Source organism: Candidatus Pelagibacter sp. PS_34, assembly GCF_059417845.1.
In genome coordinates this window covers 837000-860470 of sequence record NZ_CM182068.1, presented here as the reverse complement: position 1 = coordinate 860470, position 23471 = coordinate 837000, and the positions used below count along the sequence as shown (strand labels likewise).

Genomic DNA, 23471 nt, shown 5'->3' with positions numbered 1-23471 from the left:
ATTAACCTTTAATTATCACTCTGTCTTCGTTACTATAAATATTAAAACTATCTTCTTTTACAAAACCTATCAATGTAATGTCAAACTTATTAGCTAAATCGATCGCTAGACTAGTTGGCGCACCAACTCCAATTAGAATACCAATATTGGTCATTAAAACCTTTTGAACTAGCTCAAAATTTAGTCTTCCAGAGCATGTTATAAATTGTGAAGAGGGGGTTAATAATCCCTTATTTAATGAATAACCAATTAATTTATCAAGAGCATTATGTCGACCAACATCCTCTTTTATACACACTATTCCACCATCGTTTGTAAATAGACCGCTAGCATGAATGCCACCTGTCTTAGAAAACTCTGATTGATTATCCCTTAGCACAGAAGGAGATTTGATAATTATTTCTTTAGAGATTTTAGGTAAAGATTTTAAGACCTTATCTTTTTTGATAATCTCTAATGAATCTAAAGAGGTTTTACCACAAACACCACAAGATGAATTTGTTAAAAAATTTCTTTTAATCTTATCAATATCTATGTTTTCAGAATTGTTTAATGTGACAACAATTTTATTTTGAAGTTTATATTCACCTACATAATCTCCAACACTCTCAATTTTCTCAATATATTCATTTTTTTCAATAATTTTTTCGTTGAAAAGAAAACCTCTAACTAGGTCTTCATCATTACCTGGCGTTCTCATTGTTATAGAGATTATATTTTGTATCCAAGTTTCTTTAGTTTTAAATTTGATTGAAATTTCTAAAGGTTCTTCAATAGAGATTAAGTCTTCTACATTATTTAAATTATTAGACTTATATTTTTGTATTTTATATTTTGAGTTCATTGGATTAACTTAAGGGGTAGTTCTTTTTTAAAATAAATTTATTTAAGATTATTCCAAAAATTAAAATTATTAGACAACCAAAAATTATAGGATTTATTAAATATTCAAATGAAACACCTCCAATGATGACCATAATAGGGTTTCCACCTGCTGGTGGATGAACAACATCTAACACAATCATAAAAAAAATACCGAACCCAACTGCCAAGGCAATATTTATAAATATTGGCAGATCAACATAGTTTATAAACAAAATTCCTATTAGTGCAGTTAAGAAATGACCAAAGAATATATTTTTAGGTTGAGCGAATGGGCTTTCAGGAAATCCGTATAGTAATACCATTGAAGAACCAAAAGAGGCCGCTAAAAATAACCCCATTGTAGTTTTATATGTGAGCAGCGTAAGAAACCCAATAGTAATAGTTGATAAAACTCCTGCAATAGATGCTTTTAAAAGTTTTTCTTTAGTAATGTTAATCATGATTAAAACTTCAATGCCTTCGATATTGTTTTAAATGGTAATAAAAGACATTCTTTTCTTGAGATATTATCTTTATTCATAATTTCTTTGAAATCATTCCATTTTTTTTCAATTTTAATATCTGTTTCATTAAACAAACCTTCAATTGAAATAATAAGAGACTTAATATCACTTATATTTTGATCAATAATCTTTTGAGACAGCATACTAACTGATGCCTGACAATACACACATGAACGGCACTGGTAACCCATATCCTTAATTTTATCATTTTTCACAATTAATCTGATTTCCATTTCGTCACCACACAAGGGGTTTTTATTTTTTGAGTGATGGGTATGATTTTTAACTATTTTGTGATTTGCTGTGTTAGATGCAATTTCGAGAATTCTTAGGTCCATTATAATTCTTTAATTAAGAGATTAATGTTTTATATTTTGATTTATGAATGATAACAATATTTTAGCTGTTGTACTAGCAGGTGGAAAATCAAAAAGATTTGGGCAAGATAAAAATTGCGTAAAACTTGGATCCAAAACATTGCTAGAGCATGTTTTGTTCAAAATTAGCAATAAATTTGAAGAAATATTGATTGTCTCAAGTAATCCATTGAAGATAGAAGAAGCAAAAAATACCACAGTAATTCCAGATTGTTTTAATGATCTAGGACCTTTAGCAGGAGTGCTAAGTTCCATGAAGTGGGTAAAAGAAAATAAAAAATCATACAAATGGATTGCAACTTTTCCATCTGATACTCCATTTTTTGATCCAATTATTATTGAAGAATACAAAGCAAGAATTGAACAAAGTAAAAGTAGTTTATATTTTGTTAAATCTAACAAAAAAAGACATAATATTTTTGGTTTATGGTCAATTGATTTAATGGAAAAATTAGAAGAAGATTTAATAATAAATAATTATCGAAAAGTTGAGGAATGGGCTAATAAAGTTGGTGTGAGCACAATTGATATTAAAATAAAAAATTACGATCCTTTTTTTAATATAAATACCAAAGAAGACCTTGATGTTGCTCAAACTATTTTAAATCTTGATAAAAATGATTGATTACAAAAAAGCAAAAAGTATTTTAATAAAATCAAAAATAAACATTAAAGATGAAGTTATAAACACATCAAAATCATTAAATAGAATTAATGTTCAAGATATTTATTGTCCTGTGAATTATCCTGCAGGAACTAATGCTGCATTTGACGGTTTTGCCATTAATTCTAAAGATACATCTACGATTAATAAAAAAAATCCTAAAGAATTTAAAATTTTAAAATCAATATCAGCGGGTGATAATCCTAAATTAAATAAAGTAAAAAAATTTCAAGCTGTTGAAGTGATGACGGGTGCTCTAATTCCTAAATATTTTGACACCATTATTCCCATAGAAAAAATTGTGTTTACTAACAATAAAAAGTCTATCGTAATAAATGAAAAGATTAAAACTAATCAACATATAAGACATGCAGGATCTGATTATAAAAAAAAGGAATTAGTTATTAATAAAGGAACTATTATTCAGCCATCGCATATCTTAGCCTTTAAAACATTAGGTATTAAAAGCATTAAGGTTAAAAAGAAGCTTAATATTTTATTTTTTTCAACAGGAAATGAAATTTCAAATAACGTAGATATTGCTGATTGGAAGGTTAGAAATTCAAACAGTCATTATATAAAATCTTTATCTAATAATTTTTTGTTTAATTATATAGAAGGTGGAATTTTGAGAGATAAAGATGAACATTTTTTTAAAAAACAAATTGATAAAAATCTTAGATCAAAAATAGATATCATAGTTACCTCAGGTGCTGTTTCAGCAGGTAAACATGATTTTATCCCCTCTGTAGTAAAAAAATTTAATTTATCAAATTTTTTCAAAGGGGTGGCTATTAGACCGGGTAAACCAATTTTATTTGCTAAATTTAAAGGAAGTGAAAAGGCTTTCTTTGGGCTTCCAGGTAATCCTATTTCTTCTTCCGCCTGCTTTAGATTTTTTGTATATCCCTATATTTTAAATGTCCTTGGAGTTAAGGAGGAAAAACCTTTTAAAGCTAAGTTAAAAAATTCTTTCTTTAAGAAAAAAAATTTTACTAGATTTATAAAAGCAAGGCTTACTACAACTCATAATGGAAATTTAGAAATCAAGGTCCTCAAAGGTCAAGAATCTTTTAGAATAAAATCTTTTGTAGAGTCTAATATTTGGGGCCTATTTAAACATGGTCAGTCAAATTTTAAAAAGAGCGAACTTATTGATTGCTATTCTCCAATTGGTTCAAATATTAATATTTTTAAATAGATCTCATTTTTATTGTAGTGCCAATTAATAAGCATTAAGTATCGAATTATGATTGAGCTAAAAAATGAAAAAATTGCAATTCCAGTAGTTTTATTAGCAGGTCTTATATGGTCCTTTGGACCTTTGGTTGTAAGATACATGGATCAACCCAATTTAGTCCCATGGCAATATATTTTTGCACGGGGTCTTACAATTTTTTTGATTTTAAATCTTTATCTATTTTTTGAAGAAGGAAAAGATTTTTATAAGAATTATTTAAAAATCGGAATGTCGGGTATCATTGGTGGAACTGGACTTGGAATTGCAATGATTACCTTTATTTATTCAATAACAAATACTAGTGCAGCTGTTACTTTACTCTGTTTAGCTGCAATGCCATTTTTTACAGCTTTATTAGGTTTCTTATTTTTAAAAGAAAAAATTTCACTTAATGTTTGGATAGCTATATTTATTGCAACAGTTGGAATAATAATTATAGCCATTGGTAATACTGAAAAAAATTCTTTATTAGGGCTTATTTTTGGAATGACTTCTTCAATTGGGTTTTCTGTTTTTTCAGTGACTTTAAGATGGAAAAAAGAAACTCCAAAATTTACAACAGTTGCTTTTGCAGGTCTTTTTTGCTTTGTAGTTGCTGCAATAGTTATTTTATCTAATGATATGGTTTTCTTGTCTTCAAGTTATAACGGAGCACTATTTTCTATACATGGAACGTTAGTTTGTATGGGTTTAATTTTATATTCTATTGGATCAAAAGCAATCCCTGCTGCAGAACTTACTTTATTGTCACTAACTGAAGTTATAGGAGGAATTTTTTGGGTATGGATTCCAATTTTAGGAATTAATGAGATCCCATCGACTAATACGATAATAGGTGGCTTCTTTCTTTTTATGTCTATCATTTATTATAGTCTTACAATTAAAACTAATAGACGATTTATTGCTCTAAACTAATCAAAAATGGAAAGACCAAATTTTTTTACTCTAAAGAATGGTGAAAAGGCCAAACTACCTTTTACAGATCAAGAATATCAAAGTCGATTAACTAAATTAAGAACCACAATGAGTAAAAATAATCTTGATATGATTATTTTAACTTCAATGCACAACATTGCTTACTATACAGGATTTATTTATTGTTCTTTTGGTAGACCTTATGGCTGTGTAGTAACTGCTAATAAAATTTCAACAATTTCAGCAAATATTGATGCTAGTCAACCTTGGCGTAGATCTCATAGTGATAATGTTATTTATACTGATTGGAAAAGAGATAATTTTTTAAAAGCAATTGTTTCAATTATTGGAAGAGACGAACCTCCTAAGAATATTGGTATTGAAAATGATCATGTAACCTTAGATGTTAAAGAAAAGCTTACGTCTATTTTTACTTTTTCAGTTTTCAGCGATGTTTCAAAAAATTTAATGCAACTTAGAATGATTAAATCTGCCGAAGAAATAGAAATTATTAAAAATGGTGCAAGAATTGCTGATCTTGGGGGCGAAGAAATTGTCAAAAATATTAAAGTTGGAGAAAGTGAGCTTGAAATTGCAATAGCCGGTAGAGATAGAATGGAGCGTGAAATTGCAAAAACGTACCCTGATGCAGAATATATGGATACCTGGGTTTGGTTTCAGTCGGGACTTAATACAGATGGTGCTCATAACCCCAAAACCAATAGAAAATTAAAATCAGGAGATATTCTTTCTTTAAATACTTTCCCCATGATCTCAGGGTACTACACAGCTTTAGAGAGAACTCTTTTTTTAGATAAAATTGATGATGCATCCTTAAAAGCTTGGGAAGCAAATGTTAAAGTCCATAAAAGAGGATTAGAGCTAATTAAACCAGGTGTAAAATGTTCTGATATTTGTCATGAGTTGAATGAACTATTTGCTGAGCTTGGTTATCTTCATTATCGAACATTTGGTTATGGTCATTCATTTGGTGTCTTATCTCATTTCTATGGAAGAGAAGCAGGATTAGAACTTCGTGAAGATATAGATACTGTTTTAGAGGAAAACATGGTGGTTTCTATGGAACCAATGATCATGATACCAGAGGGTAAACCAGGAGCTGGTGGATATAGAGAGCATGATATCTTGGTTATAGGAAAAGATAATGCTGAAAACATTACTAAGTTTCCTTTTGGTCCAGAACATAATATTATCAAATCATAAATCATGAGTGAAAAAACTGTAGTTAATAGTTGGAATGAATGGGATCCTTTAAAACATATAATTGTTGGCAAGGCTGATGGCACTTGTATTCCAGCACCAGAACCTGCATTAGATGCAAAAGTTCCAGAGGACAGTGACATGCGAGGTCAGTTTGGACCAAGAACAAAAGATACAGTTGATAAGGCAAATGAACTTTTAGACAATTTTTCAAACATGCTTGAAAAAAGAGGTATCAAGGTAGATAGACCAGACCCAATAGATTTTAGCCAAAAAACATCTACACCAGACTGGGAAGCGGAAACAATGTTTGGCTGCATGCCACCACGAGATGTGTTGTTAACTGTGGGTAGTGAAATTTTAGAAGCCACTATGAGTTATAGATGTAGATGGTTTGAGTACCTTTGTTACCGACCATTATTACAGAAATATTATAATGATGACCCTAATATGAGACACGAGTCTGCGCCAAAACCAAGGTTAACTGATGCAGATTATAGAAAAGATTATTTATCTGATAAAATTGGTATTCAAAAAAGATTAGAGTGGACTGAAGATAAGTTTTTTGTAACAACTGAAGAAGAACCATTATTTGATGCAGCAGATGTTTTAAGATTTGGAAAAGATTTAGTAGTTCAACATGGATTTACTACTAATCTTAAAGGAATTGATTGGCTTAAAAGACATTTTAAAGATCATAGAGTTCATGCTGTTAATTTTCCAGGTGATCCTTATCCAATTCATATCGATGCAACCTTTACTCCTATTAAAGAAGGATTAATCATTAACAACCCTCAAAGAAGACTACCAAAAGAACAAAGAAAATTATTTGAAAATAATGGATGGGAGATTATTGATAGCGCACAACCCGCACATAATGAGCCACCACCATTATGTTACTCTTCAACTTGGTTATCAATGAACGTTCTAGTATTAGATCCAAAAACAGTTTGTGTCGAAAAAAGTGAAGTATATCAGGCAGAACAATTAGATAAATTAGGAATGGAAGTAATCCCTGTTGAATTAAGAGATGCTTATGCATTTGGTGGAGGCCTTCATTGTTGTACAGCAGATGTGTACCGTGAAGGTGAATTAAAAGATTATTTTCCAAAACAATAAATATGGCAACAGTTAAAACAAAAAGAGAGCGAATAAAATTTGCTTCTGATAATGTAGCGGGTGCTTGTCCCGAGGTATTAGATGCGGTATTGAAAGCAAATGATGGTGATAGCACTCCATACGGTAATGACCAAATATCAGCTGAATTACAAAAGAAGTTTTCAGAACTATTTGAAAAAGATGTAATTGTTTTTCCAACAGCATCAGGAACGGCTGCTAATGCATTAGCTTTAGCAACAATGACCCCATCATATGGTAATATTTATTGTCATAAACTTTCTCATATTAATACAGATGAATGTGGGGCACCTGAGTTTTATACAGGGGGTGGAAAATTAGTTACTTTAAATGGAATAAATGGAAAAATAACACCTGAAGAATTAGATCAGTCTATTACCGGTAAAGGCATTGTGCATCATACTCAACCTGCTTCAGTAAGCATTACTCAAGTTTGTGAAACAGGAGAAGTATACCAATTAGATGAGATTAAAAAGATTTCTGAAATTACGCATAAGCATAACTTAAATATGCATATGGATGGAGCACGATTTGCAAACGCTTTAACTGCATTAAATTGTACTCCTGCTGAAATGACCTGGAAATCAGGCATTGATGTTTTATCATTTGGAGCAACCAAAAATGGTTGTCTTGCAGCTGAGGCAATAATTTTTTTTAACAAAGATCTAGTGGGTAATATTGCTTTTTTAATGAAAAGAGCAGGGCATTTATTGTCTAAGATGCGTTTTGTATCTGCTCAGCTTGATGCATATATTTCAAATGATATCTGGCTAAGAAATGCAAGACATGCAAATAAAATGGGAAAAAAATTAAGTGAAGGATTAGCAAAACATAATAGTATTAAACTAGCATACCCAACAGAAGCGAACGAAGTTTTTGCAAAATTTCCAAGAAATATGATTGAGCATTTAAATTCTGAAGGCTACAAGATGAATGAAGATGAGCTTGATGGACAAGCAGTTAGATTAGTTGCTGCCTGGAATACTCAAGAGAGTGATGTGGATCAATTATTAGAGACCTTAAAAAAATCTAACTAGGATTTTGTTTTAAAAATTCAATATATTTAACAACTTCATCAAATTGTTCGTCAGGTATATCTTTATAAGAGTTCTCAAACTTCTCTTTTACACATAGAGCAACATGAGCGTAAGGGTTTCTTCCTTTAGGATGATTTGGATGGCTTGGTAACTGACCCAGTAAATAATCGCCAGCTTCCTGTATCATTTTCCACAGTTTACTTGCGTTTTCTTTATTCATCAAAGTAAGATTAATCTCTAAAGTTTACAAATTCTACGGGCAAACCAATATCAATAGCAGTTATTGCTGACATTGCTTCTTGAAGGTCATCTCTTTTTTTTCCTTCAGCGCGTAACTCTTCTCCTTGAATTTTAATCTGAATTTTAAGCTTTAGTTTTTTTATTTCAGCAATAATTTTTTTTGCATTTTCTTGGCTAATACCTTCTTGGAGTTCACTAACCTGTCTAATCGATGAACCTGCAGCATTTTCTGAGTTTTTAATTGATAATACTCTTGGATCTACCTTTCGTCGTATAAGATGAACCTGTAATAATTCATTAACTTGTTTTAATTTTAGCTCATCGGGAGCTAATGTAGTGATAATCTTATCTTTTCTTTCAATTGAGATATGAAGTCCTTTAAAGTCAAATCGATTACCAATTTCTCTAAGGCAGTTTGCAAGAGCGTTATCAAACTCCGGGTAACTAACTTTACTGATTACATCAAATGAAGGCATAATTTTTTATTATCTAATGAATTGACCTTAACAAAAATTTTCATAATTGACTATTTGATTTATTTTGAAACTCTTTTAAGTTGCAATTATATGGAAGATTTAGTCAAAAAATTAGAAGAACAGATCAGCTTTCTTCAAAATGAAATATCGCAAATGAGTGATGAACTGTATTCTCAACAAAAAGAAGTATCAGTTTTAAAAAAACAAGTTTCAAATCTTGAAAAAAGAATTAACGAATTAGAGAGCAGTGATGAAGCGGGTATGGTTATGATTGATAAAAAACCCCCACATTATTAAACTTTATTATTAATCCATGACAGAACAATTTGATGTTATTGTAGTAGGTGCGGGTGCTGCTGGCATGATGAGTGCCATAGAAGCTGGCAAACGGGGACGAAAAGTTCTTTTAGTCGATCATGCAAAAAAAATAGGAGAAAAAATTAGAATATCAGGTGGTGGACGATGTAATTTTACCAACATACATACTCATCCTAGTAAGTTTATTTCAAACAATCCTAAATTTGTAATATCAGCTTTAAAACAATACACGCAAAATAATTTCATAGATTTAATAAAGAAACATAATATTAAATTTCATGAAAAAAAATTAGGACAGCTCTTTTGTGATGAAAGTGCTCAACAAATTATAGATATGCTACTTTTAGAGTGCGAGATGGCAAAAGTAGTTTTAAAAAAAGATACAATTATTGATGATATAGACAAACAAAATGATAAATATTTTATAGTTGTTGGAAGTGATAAATATTTCTGTCAGTCATTAATTATTGCAACAGGTGGGTTGTCTATTCCAAAAATTGGAGCAAGTAAATTTGGCTATGATATTGCTCAAAAATTTGGTTTAAAAGTTATTGAAACATTACCTGCACTAGTTCCATTAACATTTAGTGAAAAAATACTAGCAATTTGTAAGGAGCTTACTGGGTTATCTGTTGAAGCAGTTGTTTCATTTAAAAAAACTTTTTTTGAGGAAGGAATGTTATTTACTCATAGAGGTTTAAGTGGACCTTCCATATTGCAGATTTCTTCTTATTGGAAATTAGGAGATAATATCAAAGTTAACTTATCACCAAAGCTTGATGTAGATAAATTTCTAAATGATAGAAAGATCTCTAATCCTAAACAAGATATCAGCATTGCAGTTTCTGAAATTCTTCCTAAACGATTAGCTCATATAATCTGCAATGAAAATAATGTTAATGGAAATATATGTGAATTATCGAACAAAGTATTAACTAGTTTGAGTAATTCTATAAATGCGTGGGCGATAAATCCTACAGGAACTGAAGGTTATAGAACTGCTGAAGTAACTTTGGGTGGTATTGATACTGAGGAAATTTCTTCTAAAACAATGATGTCCAATAAACACCCTGGATTATTTTTTATTGGAGAAGTGGTTGATGTTACTGGTCATTTAGGCGGTTATAATTTCCAATGGGCTTGGTCTTCTGGATATGTTGCTGGCCAGTATGCTTAAAGGCTAGTTGTTGTTTGGGTATCTTCAGTTTTTTGAGGTTCATCAATAGGTTCTACTGTTGGACTTAACTCAATTCCAACAGGTGTGATAGAGGAGGGCATTGCAACGAATTGCGAGTCAGGATTATCAACCACATTTCTCACAGTATTTCTATAGATACCAAATGCTCCAATTAATATGTGAAAGAATATTAAAAAAACAAAAAACCCATTCAATCCAACTAAATTCATAAAGATAGAACACAAGAAAGGCCCACTCATTGCCCCCATACCAAACGTAAACTGTAAACTAGCACCAGCTGCAACGAATTGTTCTTTAGGTATAAAGTCATTTGTATGAGCAAGGATTAAAGAAAACATAGGAAGACTACATACTGAAAATAATATTAAGGATAAATAAAACCAAGTCCTACTAGTTGCTAAATCACCCGGTAAATACATTTGTCTTGATGCAATTATTGCACAAAAAGCAAAAAAAGCAGCTCCAAAAGTTGAATAGATAATTACTTTTCTTCTATCAAAAGAATCTGAAATTTTTCCTATGGGCCATTGTGATATAGCACCGGATATAGCTAATAAAAAAGTTACAAGTGAAATTTCAAAAATTGAAAAATTCATTGATGCAGCATAAACAGCAAGTAACGTAAATAAAGCAGACTGTATGGTTCCATAAAAAAATGAACTTACCATTCCAAACGGAGAAGCTTTATAAACTTCCTTTAAAGACATAGCTTTAATTTTTTTAAAATTAGGTGGTTTTTTTTTAGTAAGTAAAATTGGTATTAAACCTGCTGAAGTAAGCACTGAAATTAAAATAAATGGTTCAAATTTTAATGGATTGCTAAAGTTCAAAAGAAACATTCCAATTCCCATAGAAGTATATAAAATAACCATATATATAGAAAGAACACTTCCTCTATTTTTATTACTAGCCCTGTCATTTAACCAACTTTCAGTAACAGTATAAATCGAGACCAAACTTATCCCTGTAAAAATCCTTAAAAGAAACCAAGCAAATGGATGAATAAAAACTGAATGGAGTAAAATAACAAGTGAAGCAATAGATGCAAATGCAGCAAAAACTCTAATGTGTCCTACGCTGGCAATAATAACAGGTATAATTTTTGCACCAATAAAGTATCCAACAAAATAGCCAGACATCATGAAGCCAGTTGACATTAAACTAAAGTCTTCTGCTACCGCTCTTACACCGAGCAATGAGCCTTGGAACCCATGAGATATCATGAGAAAACTGATACCTGTAAATAGCGCCCAAGAGTTCTTTAAAACTTTATTCATAAAATTGACCGTACATATTTCTCATCTACTTTCAAATCAAGTCTTTATTATGATTAAACTATGAATTCTTTAGCTTAATAAAAGAGTGAATGGCAATTGCTGTAATGATAACGGCACCACCTTGGATAGTCTCCAGGCTAGGTTGTTCCTTAATAATTAACCATACCCAAATAGGACCAATTATAGTCTCCAGTAAGAAGAATAGGTTCACTTCAGCTGCTGGTATGAACCTTGGAGCTATAGTCACTAGCACAAAAGGTATAGCAACACACATAACACACATTAGAGGAACAATAATTAGATCACTATCAACTAGTGCAAAACTTTCAATGAACAGAAGTGCAAACATCGCTACAATTAATTTTCCAACAACAGCAGCTGGGATTAAGTTTTTATCCTTTGCGGATCTAATAGTAACCGCTCCAACAGCTAAACCTAAAGCAGTTATTAAGCCTAATATATCTCCAAAAAAGTTACCTAATTGTATTGAATCGTAGAATATATAAATAGCAGCAGTAAAAGTTACAAATATTGTAATCCATGTTTTTTTATCAGGTAATTCTTTTAAAAATATTGCACCAAGCACTGCAGATAACATAGGAGCCATTGCAATCATAACTAATGTGTTTGCAACATTGGTATTTTGTATTGAAACAACAAAGGTAATATTGGTTACAGAGAAAGTACCAATATAAAGTAAGCCATGATAGCCACTTGAAAAAAGCATTTTAAAGAAATTTAATTTATAAATTAATAACATTCCTAAAAATACAGTGACGAAAGGAATGAGGCCTCGATAAAAAACAAGCCCCCAAGTATCAACATTAGAAAGTCTTATAAATAAACTATCAGGAGTAATAAACATTACTGCAACAAATGCGAGTAAAGATCCTTTTTGCTGGTCGGATAATTTGTTCAAGCTTTTAATCCTTTCCAAAATGTTTTTGCAAGATTAATGCTTGTAAGATCATAAAAAGATTTTAATCCTGTAGGAGAAGTTACATTAATATCTCCATTTAGTTTTTGGTCGATAAAATCAATACCAGAAAAATAGATGTCATTTTTTTTAAGATCTTTACCAATTATATTTGAAATTTTATTTTCTAATTTTGTTAATTTAACCGAGATAGGTATGGCTCCTTTACTCATGTTGCTTAAAAAAGATCCTTTTTTTGGAACTCTAGAGATCGCACCGCAAACTTTACCATTAATTATAAAAACTCTTTTATCTCCAAACTTAATTTTAGGTAAAAACTTTTGACACATAATATGCCCATGTTTTTTTATGAAATTTGTAATCAATTTTGTATTTATTTTATTTTGAAATAAGTGAATATCATTGCCACTAAAACTATGAATAGGTTTTATAATCATTCTTTTATTTTTAGAAAAAAACTTATTAATTTCTTTTATATCTTTTGTGAAAATTGTATCTGGCATATATTTTTGAAAAGATGTTGAATATAGTTTTTCAGAGATATTTCTAATAGAGGTTGGATTATTAATAATTTTAACTTTATTTTTTATCTTATCTAAAATGTAAGTTGTTGAAATATATTCTAAATTAAAAGGAGGATCTTGCCGTATCAAAATATACTTACATTGTGTAAGCTCTAGTTTTTGTTGATTTAATATTTTAAAAAAACGTTTATTTGAATAATTAAACTCTACGTAAAATCCATTCGCTACGACCTTATCGTTAATAATTGAGAGCTCTTTAGGTTCATAATAAAAAATTTTGTATTTTAACCTTTGTGCTTCAATGGCAAGAAATATACTAGTATCCGTTAGAGGCTTTAGTTTTGAAGGATGATCACCTTGAATTGCAACTATCTTATTTGTCATATAAATCGTTTAAATTTTCATTCTTAGAAAATTTATCTATCATATGATCTGCGTTTGTTGTCTTATTATCAATCAGTTTATCTAAGTGATTTAAAAACTTAGCCTCATTATCATTAGATTTACTCAAAATGTCTCTGTTTAATAATCCTTTTCTAGAAATCCCAAGCAGCAATGACGCCCAATGTAATAGGTCTTTTCCCATTAACTCAGTGTTAAACCCTTTTTTAGGTGCTTCTAGGTAGGCATTAATTATTTTATTTTTATCCCACTTAGAAACCAATTCGTAAGCCTCATCTAAATTTCCATATAATATTCCAGTATTAAAAGCAGGTCCAGAACACAAACAGTCCCAACCACAAGTGTCCATTGATCTTAACTCTATATATTTCTTAAGTCTATTTTCTGTAAAAATTGTACTTAGGTGAGTGGTTAAATCATCTTCAGTTGGAAGTCGGTTGTTAATTTCTCTAATTTTTCCATTCATGAAATCTGAAAATGAATAATTACTTCCTGATAAATATTCTTTTTCGTTTTGAATAAATAATAAAGGAAAGTTTATTGAAAAATCTGCATATTTTTCAAAATCCATATTATCAAAAAAAACTTCAGGTAAACCTCCTCTCGATGTTTCTTGCCAAACTTTAGAACGATAAGAACTGAAACCACTATTTTTTTTTTCAACTATTGAAGAATTTGCAAATAGTGCGATAGATATTGGCACTATAGAATTAATTATTTTAAACTTCTTAATAAAATCTTTTTCAGAATCGTAATCCAAGTTAAGTTGCGTACCACAAGTTCTATACATCATATCTAAGCTTAAAGAACCACCATTAGGCATATCCTTAGTCATTACTTGATATCTTTGTTTTGGATTATTAGGAACTTCATTAAGGGATGAAATCGGATCAAAACCAGCACTAACAATTTTTAAATTTAATTTTTTTGTTACTTGCTGTAACTCAAATAAATAATCATGAGATTCAGCGCAAGCTTCATGGATATTATTTAGTTTATCACCTGATAACTCAATTTGATTTCCAGGCTCAAGAGTAATACTTTTTCCTTGTTTTTGTAATCCAATAATATTTTCTTTTTCCATTATTGGCTTCCAGCCAAATTCACCTAGAAGTAAAAACATTTTTAGGATAGTAGGGTAATCTACTCTTTTGTTTGTTTTTTCATCAAATAAAAATTTTTCATGCTCAATGCCAATTTTAAAATTTTTAACATCTTTAATTCCAGACTCAAAATATTTGATTATATGTTCTTTATGAGTGATCATTGATTTATATATAAGGATTTAAAGTTTATTTTAAAGTCTTTATGTTTAACGCTTCTGTTTGAAAGTTTTGTATAGATTGCTTTAGTTGTTCGAAGCGGTGCTTAGTAATGATAATTGAGTAATTTTATCATCCCCTAATTCATCTATAGGTTTAACAGGATATTCACCTGTAAAATAATGATCTGTTAATTGAGGATAATTATTATCTCTTTTGTTAAAACCCATTGCTCTATAAACACCTTCTAAAGATAAAAAATCTAATGATTTAGCACCAATATATTCACAAATTTCGTCATTAGTTTTATTTGCAGCAAGTAACTCTTTTTTAGTAGGAGTATCCACACCATAAAAATCAGGAAACCTAATTTCTGGACAGGCAATTTTTACATGAACTTCTTTGGCTCCTGCATCATATAACATTTTTACAATTTTATGAGAAGTTGTCCCTCTTACAAGCGAGTCATCTATTAAAATAATTATTTTATCTTTAATAGTAGATTGATTTGCATTTAATTTTAATTTCACACCAAGACTTCTAATTTTTTGACTGGGTTCAATAAAAGTTCGACCAACATAATGATTTCTAATCAAACCTAATTCAAAGTTAATTCCTAAATGTTGAGCAAAACCAAGGGCTGCTGCATTTCCAGAGTCTGGTACAGGAACTACAATATCTGCTTTGATTTTGTTTTCTTTTGCAAGTTCAATTCCAAATTGCTTTCTATGTTCATAAGCAGATTTACCATTTAGTAAACTGTCTGGTCTTGCAAAATAAATATACTCAAAAACACACGGACGAACTTCTCTAGCAGGGAAGGGTTTAATGCTTTTTAGTTCATTATTTTCTATATAAACAACCTCACCATTTTCTACATCTCTAATATATTTTGCACCAATTATATCTAGCGCACATGTTTCAGAAGCAAAGACATAGCTATCTTTGATTTTCCCAATCACTAATGGTCTGATACCATGAGGATCTCTTACGCCAATTAAAGTATTTTGTGTTAGCATGACAAGCGCGTAACCACCTTGTATTTGGAATATGGCATCTATAACTTTATCAATTGTTTTGTTTCTTTTTGATTTAGCAATTAATTGAACAATTGTTTCTGTGTCAGATGTAGTATGAAATATTGCACCATCTTGAACCAATCTATTTCGAAGAGTTATTGAATTAGTTAAATTTCCATTATGAGCTACACCGATACCTCCAGCATTTGTATCTGCAAAAAAAGGCTGTATATTTCTTAAAGTGTTTTCACCAGTTGTACTATATCTGTTATGACCTATAGCATAATTACCAGGCAAACTATTTAACACTTTCTCTTTATTAAAATTATCTCCAACTAAGCCAAATCTTTTTTCAGAGTAATATTTTTTTCCATCAAATGTAACTATTCCACAACCTTCTTGACCTCTATGTTGTAGAGCATGCAATCCTAAAGCGGTTAGTGCAGCTGAATCTTTATTGTTACTTACGCCAAAGACACCACATTCTTCTTTTAATTTGGGATTATAAATCTTGAATTTTTTCTTTGGAATCTTGATAGTTTTTTTCATTTGGAAACTCTTTCAATAAATAATTACTACCTTTTTCAATATATGGGAAGGCGTATGATTTATCAGTATTAATTGGCCATTTACTATAATTATACACAATATCTACAGCTGAAAATAAACAAATACAGATTACATAACTTCGGATAAATCCAAAAAATAACCCAAATAAGGAATCGAGTCTTCCTAGACCAACAAATTTTACCGTCTTACTAATGGCTTTATTTGTAATAAGAATAACAAAGATCACTAAAATAAAGATAGTTATGCCGAGCGCAATATCTAAAACATATTCACTATCAATTATATTTTTAAAATAAGGCTTAGCTTTTGGAAAAAGAAGTAAAGTTACAACATAAGCCAATACCCATTTTGAAGCTGATAATAAACTTAAAACAAAACCTTTACTATAACACTTGATAACTGAAAAAATTGTAATGATTAGAAATATTAGATCTATTAAAGACACCGCTTGATAAAAATCTTTTAAAGCATCAAGCATAATAATATTATTTTCCGAATGGTTTACTTATTAAAATAAGAGAGGGCAGCAAAGTTAATACTGAAATCATTGCAAGTAACATTGCTAAACCAGTAAATACACCAAAATAAATCGTGGGTATAAATTTAGAGAAAACCAAAATTGAAAAACCAAAGACAATGGTTATTGAAGTATTAAGGATTGCAACACCCACTGTTGAGTGACAAACTTTTAGTGTTTTATTATAGTCTTTAATTTTTAAAAACTCTTCTTTAAACCTATAAATGTAGTGAATACTATTATCTACTGCGATCCCTATTGTGATTGCAGCAATAGTAATAGTCATCATATCAAGGGGTATTCCAAGCAGGCCAATAATTCCTAAAATAAAGAAAGCTGCAATAAAATTAGGAACAACACCAATAAGAGATAGTTTAAAATTTCTAAATAAAATCATAAACATTGCAAAAATTCCAATCATTACTAAACCTAATGTGAGTATTTGAGATTTAAAAAGGCTTTGGAGTAAATTATTAAACAAAATTAAAACACCAGCTAGTTTAAACTCTTCTTTGCTAAGCTTTAATTCATTTTCAAGGTCATAATTTATTTGGTTTATTAAATCATTTCTTCTTAAACCATCCTGTGAATCAATAATTCTAAGGCTTATCCTAGCCTCATTATCTTTTATGGATATATAAGGATCTATAATATCTTTTTTTATAGTTTCTGGAATTTTTGAATAAAGCACACCCATTTCTAATGTTCCAAGGGGCTTGTTATTGTTTAACTGTGTAGCAACTTCAATAATTGAACTAAATGATAAAACCTTTCCAACTGCAGGAAGATTATCTAAATAATTATGAACATTTTGAATTTTTTCAATTTTGTCTTTTGTAAACCAGTATTTTTCATCATCTTTACTGCCTTCATCATCCCAGCTTTCAAATTCTTCATCTTCGCTAGTCTCTACTATGATATTTTCAGGAAATTTTAATATAACTTCTAAAGGTGTCGTGCCACCTAGTTTTTCATCAATAAGTTTCATACCTTTATAAATCTCAGTATTTTTATTAAAATAATTTATAAAACTATTTTCAACTTCAAGCTTACTTATTCCAACAACACTTAAGGCGATAACCAAACCTGTTACTAAAAAAATTATACTTTTATTGTTAATAGAAATTTTACCAAAAAAAGAAGTAATTTTAGAATCTGTATCTTCTTTAATCTTTACTTTATTGCTAGACATAAAGCTCAGTAGAGTAGGGAGTAAAGTAAATGTGATTATAAAAGAGGTTATTAATCCTAAAGTCATCATCCACCCAAAATCAATAATAGGTTTTATGCCACTAAATACTAAAGATAGAAAAGCACATATAGTTGTAAGAACTGTATAAATAATAGGCCAAAACATCTTGCTAGTTGTCATTATAATAATTTTTAAATTATCTAAATTCGGAAAATCTTCTCTTAATTGTAGAAACCGGGTGCTCATATGAATATTCATTGCCATAGTTAGAATTAACATTAAAGCAATAAAGTTTGAGGATATAACAGTAACCTTCCAGCCTAAAAGACCAAGTAGACCTGTCATAATTAAAACTGAAAAAAAGCAGCTACTAATTGGAACAATAATCCAAATTAGTTTTCTAAATATAAACCACAGAGTAGCAATAATAAATAAAAGAACTCCTAGACCAAAAACAATAATATCACTTTTAATAAATGACATCATGTCATCAGTGATCATTGGAATACCTCCTAAGTATATTTTTCCAACATCTCCATAGGACTTAATAACCTCTCTTATTTGGGTGATATTTTCATGATTTTTCTTTTTTAAAGTATCTTTATATTCTTCAATTTCTTGAGATGATTTATTTTCAATATCTTTTAGTTCATCTTTTTTTATATAAACAATTATGCCACTTGTTTTACCATCTTCACTTATTACAAAATTTCTAAAAACTGGACTATTTAATATTTCTTTAAATCCTCTTTCAGTATCGACACCTTCATCTTTTAAAGTTTTAAAACTTTCTAGTCTTTCTTGAAGAGGCGCTTCTGAATTATTTAATAAAGGGATATCAAGTAGTGTAATAACGCTATGAACCCAATCTAGACTTTGGATTTTATATTTTAAACTTAAAAGATTATTAATAGAAGATTCAGTAACCATTCCCTCATTGGGGGAATAAGTTAAGATTAAAAACTCTTTAGAGCCATATCTTTCAGTGACTTCTTTTAAATATTCAAGATCAGGATCCCCTTCGATTAACAGAGTATCAGATGAGGCATCTAGTCTAAAATCTTTAGAAAAATACCCAAAACTTAAGAGAGTAATTAACAGTAATATAAAAATTGATTTAGGATTCTTTAAAACAATATTTTGATAAAATAGAGACAGCATTCACAGCTAATATATTGGATATTAGTTAATTTGAGTATCTTTAAATTTGGTAAACATTGCTTCAAATTCTACCATAACATTACCCGTTGGACCGTGTCTTTGTTTTCCAATAATAAGCTCTGCTAGATTTGACACTTCATTCATTTTTGCTTGCCATTCAGCGTGCTCAACAGTTGCAGGTCTAGGTTCTTTTCTTTCTAAGTAATAGGCCTCTCTATATACAAACATTACAACATCAGCATCTTGTTCAATTGATCCAGATTCTCTTAAATCTGATAACTGAGGTTTATGATCATCTCTTTGTTCTACAGCTCTTGATAGCTGTGATAGAGCTATCACTGGAAGTTTAAGTTCTTTTGCCATTGCCTTAAGGCCTTGTGTAATTTCGGAAATTTCTTGAACTCTACCATCTCTATTATTTCCAGATCCTCTCATCAATTGAATATAATCTACAACAATCAAATCTAAACCAAATAATCTTTTAATACGTCTTGCTCTGTTACTCATAGCAGCGATACTGATAGCTGGCGTTTCATCTATATACAAAGGAAGTTCAGAAATATTTTTTGAAGTCTCAATAAATTTATCAAATTGCTCATCAGAAATTCTTCCACGTCTTATATCGTTTGATTTAATTCTAGATTGTTCTGCTAAAATTCTAGTTGATAATTGTTCAGAAGACATCTCTAATGAGAAGAAAGCAACTGCAGATTTTTTTCCACTTTCTTGTAGTTTTTGAGCAGCATTAAAAGCTATGTTTGTTGCTAAAGCAGTTTTACCCATTGAAGGTCTACCTGCAATAATAATTAAATCTGAATTATGAAGCCCACCCAGCCTATCATCTAAGTCTCTTAGACCAGTAGGTACACCCACAATGCCTTCATCATTTTGATAAGCAGCTGAGGCCATCTCAATAGTTTGTTTCATGGCTTCATCAAATTTAATAAGTGATGAATTGAAAGAACCTTTTTCAGCAAGATCAAATAATAATCTTTCTGAATTTTCAATTATATTTTGTCCATTAACATCAAGAGCATTTAATTTTGCAGCATCAATTGTATTTTCAGATATCTTAATTAGTTCACGTCTGACGAACATATCATAAATAATTCTTGAATATTCTATTGCTTGTCTTGGAGGAGTAGAAAATTTTGTAACTTTTACTAAATACTCAGGAACATTTAATTCGTCTTTTTCATTTTCAAAATAATTTTTTAAAGTTATGGGGTTTGCAAGCATCCCTTTGTAAATTAGGCTTTCAATTGCTGAAAAAATACTTTGATGCATTGGGTCATAAAAATTAACACTAGAAACAATAGTATTTATTTCATCAAATGTTTCATTTTGAACTAATATTGATCCAATTACAGCCTGCTCTGCTTCAATATTATTTGGAAGTTCTTTAAAAGTATCTTTAACTAGGCTGAGGTTATTTTCCATGAATAAATCTTATCTTAATTAAGGTTTAAAAAAATAACAAATATATGCTGGGGAAAAAATTGTATAATTATTGAATAGTATCAGCTGTAACTACATTAATAGTAATTTCAGAATCTACTTCAGAGTGTAGAATAACTTTAACCTTAAATTTACCAATTGATTTAATTTCAGTTATTGGTTGTATCATTGAAGGTTTAATATCTAGTTTGTCATTTTCTAATATCAGTTTTGAAATTTCAGTTGGTTTAACTGATCCATACAATTCTTTATTTTCAGTACTTAATTTTTTAATTTCGTACTCTTTATTGTTAATTTGTTCAGAAATTTTTTGAGCTTCTTTTTTCTTTTCAGTATCTTTTTTACTTAGCTCAGATTTAATCTTTTCAACTTCTGCAATATTTTCTTTTGAAGCATAAAGAGCTTTTTTATTTGATATTAAGAAGTTTCTAGCAAACCCTCTTTTAACATCTATGATTTCTCCAATAGATCCAATTCTTCTTAAGTTTTCTAAAAGGATAACTTTCATTTAAATTAACGCTAAATTTCTAGCTCTCTTGATAGACAGAGAAAGCTCTCTTTGTTTTTTTTGTGAAACATTTGTAATTCTTGATGGTAAAATTTTACCATTTTCGGACATATATTTTTTTAACAATCTGATGTTTTTATAATCAACTTCTGGAGCACCCTTAGCAGATAAAGGGCAAGTTTTTTTAAATTTGTATTTATTAGGTTGAAAAATACTTAGTTTTGCAAAGTTACTTTGACTACCTTTTTTTTTATTTCCTGCTCTTTTTTTTGATGGCATAATTAGTCTCTATTATATTCTTTTTTATATTCTTTTTTTTCGTACTCATCTTTCTTTGAAAAATATTTAGCCTCTAAATTAAACTTTTTAACCTTAACCGTCATATATCTTAGAAGATTTTTATCAATTGCTTCATTTTTTTCTAATTCATCAATAATTTTTCCAGGACCTTTAATCTTAAAGTGCATATAGATGCCTTTTTTATTCTTTTTAATAATGTAAGCTAAATTTAACAAACCCCAATCTTCAGTTTGTACTATTTCTCCCTCATTTTTTTCAACTATTTTAGAATATTTTTCAGTTAATTGCTTAACTTGCGCTGGGCTAGTATCTTGTCTAGCAACTATAGTGTGTTCGTATAAATTCATAATTGTTCTTTAATAAAAAGTGAGGATATACTATTATAATTATTGAATTACAACACTTAAAACCATAATAAACTTTAGATATTTAAATGTTTTCTGTTATTTTTCCAGGTCAAGGCTCACAATTAGTAGGAATGGGTAAAGACCTACATGCTAAATATAGCTTAGTTCAAGATCTATTCAAGGAAGCAGATGATACTCTTGGTTTCTCACTATCAAGCCTTATCTTAAATGGTCCCAAGGAAGAATTAGACTTAACTGAAAATACACAACCAGCAATATTTTTGCTCAGTTATTCAATATTTAAGTTAATCAAAGAAGAGTTTAAAATTGATTTAGATAAAGCAAAATTTTATGCAGGACATTCTTTAGGAGAGTACTCTGCATTGACCGCAGCTGGGTCATTGTCATTTTCAGATACTTTAAAGATATTAAAAATTAGAGGTAGTGCGATGCAAAACTCTGTTCCAAAAGGAGTGGGTGGAATGGTTGCAGTTTTGGGTTCTGAAATTGAAATAATAAAAAAAATTATTGATGAGAATAAAGATAAATACGAATGCTTTATTGCAAATGACAATTCTGTAGGCCAGATCGTTTTAAGTGGAAAAATTGAAGACCTGGAGAAAATTATGGTTGATTTGAAGGCTTCAAATATTAAAAATATTAAATTACCGGTTAGTGCTCCGTTTCATTGTAAATTGATGAATAATGCAACACTTGTGATGAAAGAAGAAATAGAAAAATTAAATTTTAATGAACCTAAAAACATCCTTATTTCAAATGTAACAGGAAAAGAAATATCTAATTCAAAGGAATTAAAAGAATTACTAGTTAAGCAAATTGAAAGTAGTGTTCGTTGGCGTGAGAGTGTTTTATTAATGATTGAGAAGGGCGTTACAGAGTTTATTGAAATAGGACCAGGCAAAGTTTTATCTGGATTAATAAAGAGAATTGACAAAAATGTTAAAGTTAGTGCAATAAATACAGAAGAGGATATAAAGTTAATTAATATCAATGAGTAGTTTAAAAGATAAAAATATTGTAGTCACAGGTGCTTCAGGTGGAATTGGTAATTCAATAGTTGAGAAGCTAAACCAAAATGGTGCAAATATTTTAGCTACGGGTACAAGAATTGAAAAACTAGAAGAGTTAAAAGAAAAATTTAATAATATAAAAATTCTTAAATTTGATATTTCTCAACATGATAAAATCGAGGAATTTATAGAAAATGCTACCAAAGAACTAGGTGGATCTTTAGATTGCATTGTTAATAATGCAGGCATTACAAAAGATAATTTAACTATTAGAATGAGCTTAGAAGAGTGGTCAAAAGTTATAAATATTAATTTAACTTCTACATTTCTAATGTGTAAATATTCGATTAAAAAGATGCTTAAAAATAAATCTGGAAAAATTATCAATATAACCTCTGTTGTTGGGCATACTGGTAATGTTGGACAAGCAAACTATACTGCATCTAAAGCAGGTATAGTTGCAATGTCAAAAAGCTTAGCAATTGAATATGCAAAAAAAAATATTAATGTTAATTGCATATCCCCAGGCTTTATTAGTACTGCTATGACAGACCAAATAGATGAAAAATTTAAAGAAACAATAATTGCTAAAATTCCATCTAATAGACTAGGTAAACCCGAAGATATTGCTAATGCTGTTAATTTCTTAAGTTCAGATCAGTCAGACTATATTAATGGAGAAACATTACATGTTAATGGTGGTATGTATTTGGGTTGACAAAACTACTTTTTGAACTATTAACGAAATATAACAA

Annotated in this window: 26 protein-coding genes; 10 read left to right on the top strand and 16 right to left on the bottom strand. The window is 29.7% G+C overall.

Annotated elements, in window-relative coordinates:
- Position 1: 1 nt before the first annotated feature.
- The 3 genes from fdhD to AC5SL3_RS04670 are packed head-to-tail and all read right to left on the bottom strand — an operon-like array spanning position 2 to position 1726.
- The gene (gene fdhD / locus AC5SL3_RS04680; RefSeq protein WP_006997231.1) at positions 2-844 is read right to left on the bottom strand and encodes a formate dehydrogenase accessory sulfurtransferase FdhD; all 843 of its coding nucleotides are present in this window, start codon (positions 842-844) and stop codon (positions 2-4) included.
- Between the two features lie 4 nt (positions 845-848).
- Positions 849-1325: an HPP family protein gene (locus AC5SL3_RS04675; protein ID WP_020169192.1), complete on the bottom strand. Its 477-nt coding sequence runs from the start codon at positions 1323-1325 to the stop codon at positions 849-851.
- A gap of 2 nt (positions 1326-1327) precedes the next feature.
- Positions 1328-1726 (bottom strand): iron-sulfur cluster assembly scaffold protein, encoded by a 399-nt coding sequence (locus AC5SL3_RS04670; protein ID WP_006997229.1) that lies wholly within the window; start codon positions 1724-1726, stop codon positions 1328-1330.
- Positions 1727-1769: 43 nt separating this feature from the next.
- Here AC5SL3_RS04670 and AC5SL3_RS04665 point away from each other — a divergent pair, with 43 nt between their 5' ends.
- The 6 genes from AC5SL3_RS04665 to AC5SL3_RS04640 are packed head-to-tail and all read left to right on the top strand — an operon-like array spanning position 1770 to position 7979.
- Complete coding sequence (locus tag AC5SL3_RS04665) at positions 1770-2390, top strand: molybdenum cofactor guanylyltransferase (RefSeq protein ID WP_027306676.1); 621 nt, start codon at positions 1770-1772, stop codon at positions 2388-2390.
- Positions 2383-3630: a molybdopterin molybdotransferase MoeA gene (locus AC5SL3_RS04660; RefSeq protein WP_027306675.1), complete on the top strand. Its 1248-nt coding sequence runs from the start codon at positions 2383-2385 to the stop codon at positions 3628-3630. The genes AC5SL3_RS04665 and AC5SL3_RS04660 overlap by 8 nt, the downstream gene beginning before the upstream one ends.
- Positions 3631-3678: 48 nt before the next feature.
- Positions 3679-4584: a DMT family transporter gene (locus AC5SL3_RS04655; RefSeq protein WP_271564170.1), complete on the top strand. Its 906-nt coding sequence runs from the start codon at positions 3679-3681 to the stop codon at positions 4582-4584.
- A gap of 6 nt (positions 4585-4590) precedes the next feature.
- Positions 4591-5808, top strand: coding sequence for an aminopeptidase P family protein (locus AC5SL3_RS04650; RefSeq protein ID WP_494577674.1), 1218 nt, complete (start codon positions 4591-4593; stop codon positions 5806-5808).
- Between the two features lie 3 nt (positions 5809-5811).
- Positions 5812-6924 carry a serine/threonine protein kinase gene (locus AC5SL3_RS04645; RefSeq protein WP_494577672.1) on the top strand — a complete coding sequence of 371 codons (1113 nt, stop codon included), beginning with the start codon at positions 5812-5814 and terminating at the stop codon, positions 6922-6924.
- A gap of 2 nt (positions 6925-6926) precedes the next feature.
- The gene (locus AC5SL3_RS04640) at positions 6927-7979 is read left to right on the top strand and encodes a threonine aldolase family protein (protein WP_494577670.1); all 1053 of its coding nucleotides are present in this window, start codon (positions 6927-6929) and stop codon (positions 7977-7979) included.
- Here the strand turns inward: AC5SL3_RS04640 and AC5SL3_RS04635 are convergent.
- Positions 7972-8199 (bottom strand): hypothetical protein, encoded by a 228-nt coding sequence (locus AC5SL3_RS04635; protein WP_271564172.1) that lies wholly within the window; start codon positions 8197-8199, stop codon positions 7972-7974. The two genes, AC5SL3_RS04640 and AC5SL3_RS04635, sit on opposite strands and share 8 nt — an antisense overlap.
- A 10-nt stretch (positions 8200-8209) precedes the next feature.
- A complete protein-coding gene (locus AC5SL3_RS04630) occupies positions 8210-8695 on the bottom strand; it encodes a YajQ family cyclic di-GMP-binding protein (protein ID WP_006997221.1) in 486 nt (161 codons plus the stop codon).
- Between the two features lie 90 nt (positions 8696-8785).
- Between AC5SL3_RS04630 and AC5SL3_RS04625 the strand changes: the two genes are divergently transcribed.
- On the top strand, positions 8786-8992 hold the full coding sequence (locus AC5SL3_RS04625; protein WP_271564174.1) for a SlyX family protein: 207 nt from the start codon (positions 8786-8788) through the stop codon (positions 8990-8992).
- A gap of 16 nt (positions 8993-9008) precedes the next feature.
- Entirely contained in the window at positions 9009-10190 is a 1182-nt protein-coding gene (locus AC5SL3_RS04620; RefSeq protein ID WP_494577668.1) for a BaiN/RdsA family NAD(P)/FAD-dependent oxidoreductase, read from the top strand.
- Here AC5SL3_RS04620 and AC5SL3_RS04615 read toward each other — a convergent pair.
- From AC5SL3_RS04615 to rpsF, 11 genes are all read right to left on the bottom strand, one after another.
- On the bottom strand, positions 10187-11488 hold the full coding sequence (locus AC5SL3_RS04615; RefSeq protein WP_494577666.1) for an MFS transporter: 1302 nt from the start codon (positions 11486-11488) through the stop codon (positions 10187-10189). The two genes, AC5SL3_RS04620 and AC5SL3_RS04615, sit on opposite strands and share 4 nt — an antisense overlap.
- A gap of 58 nt (positions 11489-11546) precedes the next feature.
- Positions 11547-12407, bottom strand: a complete 861-nt coding sequence (locus AC5SL3_RS04610) for a DMT family transporter (RefSeq protein WP_494577664.1) — start codon at positions 12405-12407, stop codon at positions 11547-11549.
- Positions 12404-13333 (bottom strand): glutathione synthase, encoded by a 930-nt coding sequence (gshB, locus tag AC5SL3_RS04605; RefSeq protein ID WP_494577663.1) that lies wholly within the window; start codon positions 13331-13333, stop codon positions 12404-12406. Before gshB ends, AC5SL3_RS04610 begins: the two co-directional genes overlap by 4 nt.
- Positions 13323-14618, bottom strand: a complete 1296-nt coding sequence (locus AC5SL3_RS04600) for a glutamate--cysteine ligase (protein WP_494577662.1) — start codon at positions 14616-14618, stop codon at positions 13323-13325. The genes gshB and AC5SL3_RS04600 overlap by 11 nt, the downstream gene beginning before the upstream one ends.
- Positions 14619-14699: 81 nt before the next feature.
- Positions 14700-16181 carry an amidophosphoribosyltransferase gene (gene purF / locus AC5SL3_RS04595; RefSeq protein WP_494576389.1) on the bottom strand — a complete coding sequence of 494 codons (1482 nt, stop codon included), beginning with the start codon at positions 16179-16181 and terminating at the stop codon, positions 14700-14702.
- Complete coding sequence (locus tag AC5SL3_RS04590) at positions 16135-16680, bottom strand: CvpA family protein (RefSeq protein ID WP_271564321.1); 546 nt, start codon at positions 16678-16680, stop codon at positions 16135-16137. The genes purF and AC5SL3_RS04590 overlap by 47 nt, the downstream gene beginning before the upstream one ends.
- A 7-nt stretch (positions 16681-16687) precedes the next feature.
- Positions 16688-19072 (bottom strand): efflux RND transporter permease subunit, encoded by a 2385-nt coding sequence (locus AC5SL3_RS04585; protein WP_494576387.1) that lies wholly within the window; start codon positions 19070-19072, stop codon positions 16688-16690.
- A gap of 21 nt (positions 19073-19093) precedes the next feature.
- Entirely contained in the window at positions 19094-20512 is a 1419-nt protein-coding gene (locus AC5SL3_RS04580; protein WP_006997211.1) for a replicative DNA helicase, read from the bottom strand.
- Between the two features lie 67 nt (positions 20513-20579).
- Complete coding sequence (rplI, locus tag AC5SL3_RS04575; protein WP_271741424.1) at positions 20580-21038, bottom strand: 50S ribosomal protein L9; 459 nt, start codon at positions 21036-21038, stop codon at positions 20580-20582.
- Complete coding sequence (rpsR, locus tag AC5SL3_RS04570; RefSeq protein ID WP_006997209.1) at positions 21039-21317, bottom strand: 30S ribosomal protein S18; 279 nt, start codon at positions 21315-21317, stop codon at positions 21039-21041. It abuts the gene before it with no gap.
- 2 nt (positions 21318-21319) lie between these two features.
- Complete coding sequence (rpsF, locus tag AC5SL3_RS04565) at positions 21320-21685, bottom strand: 30S ribosomal protein S6 (protein ID WP_006997208.1); 366 nt, start codon at positions 21683-21685, stop codon at positions 21320-21322.
- Positions 21686-21771: 86 nt separating this feature from the next.
- Here rpsF and fabD point away from each other — a divergent pair, with 86 nt between their 5' ends.
- The gene (gene fabD / locus AC5SL3_RS04560) at positions 21772-22704 is read left to right on the top strand and encodes an ACP S-malonyltransferase (RefSeq protein WP_494577661.1); all 933 of its coding nucleotides are present in this window, start codon (positions 21772-21774) and stop codon (positions 22702-22704) included.
- The gene (fabG, locus tag AC5SL3_RS04555; protein ID WP_494577660.1) at positions 22697-23434 is read left to right on the top strand and encodes a 3-oxoacyl-[acyl-carrier-protein] reductase; all 738 of its coding nucleotides are present in this window, start codon (positions 22697-22699) and stop codon (positions 23432-23434) included. Before fabD ends, fabG begins: the two co-directional genes overlap by 8 nt.
- Positions 23435-23471 lie beyond the last annotated feature (37 nt).

Coding starts and splice junctions, on each gene's coding strand:
- AC5SL3_RS04665 (WP_027306676.1), top strand. CDS start 1,770: ATGAATGATAACAATATTTTAGCTGTTGTACTAGCAGGTGGAAAATCA.
- AC5SL3_RS04650 (WP_494577674.1), top strand. CDS start 4,591: ATGGAAAGACCAAATTTTTTTACTCTAAAGAATGGTGAAAAGGCCAAA.
- AC5SL3_RS04620 (WP_494577668.1), top strand. CDS start 9,009: ATGACAGAACAATTTGATGTTATTGTAGTAGGTGCGGGTGCTGCTGGC.
- AC5SL3_RS04590 (WP_271564321.1), bottom strand. CDS start 16,680: ATGCTTGATGCTTTAAAAGATTTTTATCAAGCGGTGTCTTTAATAGAT.
- rplI (WP_271741424.1), bottom strand. CDS start 21,038: ATGAAAGTTATCCTTTTAGAAAACTTAAGAAGAATTGGATCTATTGGA.
- AC5SL3_RS04635 (WP_271564172.1), bottom strand. CDS start 8,199: ATGAATAAAGAAAACGCAAGTAAACTGTGGAAAATGATACAGGAAGCT.
- AC5SL3_RS04655 (WP_271564170.1), top strand. CDS start 3,679: ATGATTGAGCTAAAAAATGAAAAAATTGCAATTCCAGTAGTTTTATTA.
- AC5SL3_RS04670 (WP_006997229.1), bottom strand. CDS start 1,726: ATGGACCTAAGAATTCTCGAAATTGCATCTAACACAGCAAATCACAAA.
- fabG (WP_494577660.1), top strand. CDS start 22,697: ATGAGTAGTTTAAAAGATAAAAATATTGTAGTCACAGGTGCTTCAGGT.
- AC5SL3_RS04660 (WP_027306675.1), top strand. CDS start 2,383: ATGATTGATTACAAAAAAGCAAAAAGTATTTTAATAAAATCAAAAATA.
- AC5SL3_RS04600 (WP_494577662.1), bottom strand. CDS start 14,618: ATGATCACTCATAAAGAACATATAATCAAATATTTTGAGTCTGGAATT.
- AC5SL3_RS04580 (WP_006997211.1), bottom strand. CDS start 20,512: ATGGAAAATAACCTCAGCCTAGTTAAAGATACTTTTAAAGAACTTCCA.
- rpsR (WP_006997209.1), bottom strand. CDS start 21,317: ATGCCATCAAAAAAAAGAGCAGGAAATAAAAAAAAAGGTAGTCAAAGT.
- AC5SL3_RS04625 (WP_271564174.1), top strand. CDS start 8,786: ATGGAAGATTTAGTCAAAAAATTAGAAGAACAGATCAGCTTTCTTCAA.
- purF (WP_494576389.1), bottom strand. CDS start 16,181: ATGAAAAAAACTATCAAGATTCCAAAGAAAAAATTCAAGATTTATAAT.
- fabD (WP_494577661.1), top strand. CDS start 21,772: ATGTTTTCTGTTATTTTTCCAGGTCAAGGCTCACAATTAGTAGGAATG.
- fdhD (WP_006997231.1), bottom strand. CDS start 844: ATGAACTCAAAATATAAAATACAAAAATATAAGTCTAATAATTTAAAT.
- AC5SL3_RS04645 (WP_494577672.1), top strand. CDS start 5,812: ATGAGTGAAAAAACTGTAGTTAATAGTTGGAATGAATGGGATCCTTTA.
- gshB (WP_494577663.1), bottom strand. CDS start 13,333: ATGACAAATAAGATAGTTGCAATTCAAGGTGATCATCCTTCAAAACTA.
- AC5SL3_RS04675 (WP_020169192.1), bottom strand. CDS start 1,325: ATGATTAACATTACTAAAGAAAAACTTTTAAAAGCATCTATTGCAGGA.
- AC5SL3_RS04615 (WP_494577666.1), bottom strand. CDS start 11,488: ATGAATAAAGTTTTAAAGAACTCTTGGGCGCTATTTACAGGTATCAGT.
- rpsF (WP_006997208.1), bottom strand. CDS start 21,685: ATGAATTTATACGAACACACTATAGTTGCTAGACAAGATACTAGCCCA.
- AC5SL3_RS04640 (WP_494577670.1), top strand. CDS start 6,927: ATGGCAACAGTTAAAACAAAAAGAGAGCGAATAAAATTTGCTTCTGAT.
- AC5SL3_RS04585 (WP_494576387.1), bottom strand. CDS start 19,072: ATGCTGTCTCTATTTTATCAAAATATTGTTTTAAAGAATCCTAAATCA.
- AC5SL3_RS04630 (WP_006997221.1), bottom strand. CDS start 8,695: ATGCCTTCATTTGATGTAATCAGTAAAGTTAGTTACCCGGAGTTTGAT.